Source organism: Leptolyngbya sp. AS-A5 (assembly GCF_039962495.1).
Taxonomy (GTDB): Bacteria; Cyanobacteriota; Cyanobacteriia; order Leptolyngbyales; family Leptolyngbyaceae; genus Leptolyngbya.
Genome location: NZ_JAMPLL010000083.1, coordinates 1 through 1,944, shown reverse-complemented (window position 1 = coordinate 1,944; position 1,944 = coordinate 1). Strand labels below are relative to the sequence as shown.

Annotated in this window: 3 protein-coding genes; 2 read left to right on the top strand and 1 reads right to left on the bottom strand. The window is 44.9% G+C overall.

What is annotated here, in order from left to right; all coding sequences use genetic code 11:
• Positions 1 to 130 precede the first annotated feature (130 nt).
• A complete protein-coding gene (locus NC980_RS26250; protein ID WP_190375039.1) occupies positions 131 to 376 on the top strand; it encodes an AbrB family transcriptional regulator in 246 nt (81 codons plus the stop codon).
• 17 nt (positions 377 to 393) lie between these two features.
• Complete coding sequence (locus tag NC980_RS26245; RefSeq protein ID WP_242026502.1) at positions 394 to 771, top strand: type II toxin-antitoxin system VapC family toxin; 378 nt, start codon at positions 394 to 396, stop codon at positions 769 to 771.
• Positions 772 to 1,008: 237 nt separating this feature from the next.
• On the opposite strand, the gene NC980_RS26240 is transcribed toward NC980_RS26245, so the two are convergent.
• Positions 1,009 to 1,257, bottom strand: a complete 249-nt coding sequence (locus tag NC980_RS26240; RefSeq protein WP_190375037.1) for a hypothetical protein — start codon at positions 1,255 to 1,257, stop codon at positions 1,009 to 1,011.
• Positions 1,258 to 1,944: the final 687 nt, after the last annotated feature.

Sequence of the window (1,944 nt, the reverse complement as noted above, 5' to 3'; positions counted from 1 at the left end):
ATGTGTGTCGATCATTGAAAATCTCTCAGTCCACTTATTACTGCTATATCCACCCCAAGCAGCAGTAGAATCATGTGCAGACAGATCTGCGTTAGCCTTCAAGTAGAAGAGCTAGGAGGTATTTGAGAAGATGTTGAAGTCTACAATTACGGCTGAAGGAAAAGCACTAATTCCAGAGCCAGTACAACAGTTACTGAACTTGCAACCCGGCGACCAAATCGATTTTGTGATTACAAACGACGGCAAGGTGTATGTACAACCGGCTGCGATCGATGTACGCGAGTTGTCTGGAATTCTCTACCAACCAAATCGAGAACCTGTTTCGTTGGAAGAGATGGATGCTGCAATTGCTGAAGGCGCGGGAGAGTCGGCTTGATTGGGCTAGATACAAATATGATGGTACGCTATTTGACACGAGATGATGAAGCACAATGGCGGATCGCAAATGATTTAATCAGTGGAACTGTAGAGGCAGGCGAAACTTGCTTGATCAACAATATTGTCCTTTGTGAATTGATTTGGGTATTACGATCGCGCTACAAAGTTAGTCGCACTAATTTGATCGATACGCTAGAAAGATTGCTCAAAGTGAGTAATTTTGTGTTTGAGAATAAACTTGCGATACAAAGAGCAGTTTTGCAGATGAAGCAAGGAAACGCTGATTTTTCCGACTATCTGATCGTTGAATTGAATCAGCAGCAAGGATGTACTGAGACGGTCACGTTTGATGCCAAGCTCGGAGGACTTGAACAGGTTCGATTTCTATCCTAATTATTTTGCGAGGCAGGAGTTAATCTGCTGGAACAGAACGCTCTCTACACTCAAGTGCGTGCAATGTAAATCGAGAGCGATCTCAATTCATCACAAGTCTAGAACAGTCAGAAGCTTACGTCTCAAAACAACTTCTACTATGCTTTTCTAAGTGGGGAAAAACAATGCTAAGAACATCAGTTGAAAAACAATGCTAAGAACATCAGTTGATTCGTAGGGAAAGGCGAGCTAAAAGGCTCAATCCTCCTGCTCGCTCTCCATCTGTCTCAACAGCGTCAGCACTTGAACTGCTTCGTCGTGGGTTACTTGTGCCGTGGTCTTCCGAAGATGCTCCAGAATGAACCATTTGTACTCCGGCAACGACCATCCGAGCCGTACCGTTTCTCGAAAGATCGATCGCATTACAGTTTCTTGTGCCTGTGTGTAGTCAGGTGTTCGATCTGGATAAAAGGCAGGAGGTTGATTCCCCTGTGCGAGTTGAAACAAATCAGCAGGGAAAGTTTGAACGACCGTACTGAGAAGGGCAGGCGGACGATTCCAATACTCGTTTGGGCAAAGATACCAATCGGCGCAATCTAAATGAAAGTCTGAAGGCGGCGAGGTGTAAAAAATGGCAGAAAGTCATTGATTCTGTGGAGAAATGTACTCTGCTACGGCTGCACGACCAAGCCAATGTTTCTCTGCATGAGCCAGTGATCGTGCTTTGACTCCCGCTGACAGTTTCAGATGCAGCAATCCGCTGTGCCAAAGCTGAATTTGAGTTATCAAGGTCGAGCGAGGGCATGTCCTGCCACGTTGGGCTTGTTTTTGTAGAATTTGCTGCTAGATTGGCAGTGGATTTAAGACCGAAGCCTTTCGCTTGAGCCATATTGAGTAGCCCAAAATAGAGTGCTGTTTAGATTGTCGCACGTCCTTCTTTCCGGAAGGCAAGAGAGAATCAGAATTTTCTTATGTAACTCTTTATTTCTTATGTACAAATTCAACGCTAACTTTCACGTTTACATAAGAAACTGTTGAGTTACCTAAGAAAGACGAAACTCTCCGATCGCTATTTCCCCTCAATCGGTCGAAGTCGCTTGCCTACATATTGGCTTTTGAGTTTGCCATCCTCGCGCCAGTAAGCGTACCAATATGGACCATGCAGTTCTCCATCAATCCCAGCACACTTGCAAC

Excerpts from the sequence above, each read along its gene's own strand:
- NC980_RS26245 (WP_242026502.1), top strand. The coding sequence starts at position 394 with ATGATGGTACGCTATTTGACACGAGATGATGAAGCACAATGGCGGATC.
- NC980_RS26250 (WP_190375039.1), top strand. The coding sequence starts at position 131 with ATGTTGAAGTCTACAATTACGGCTGAAGGAAAAGCACTAATTCCAGAG.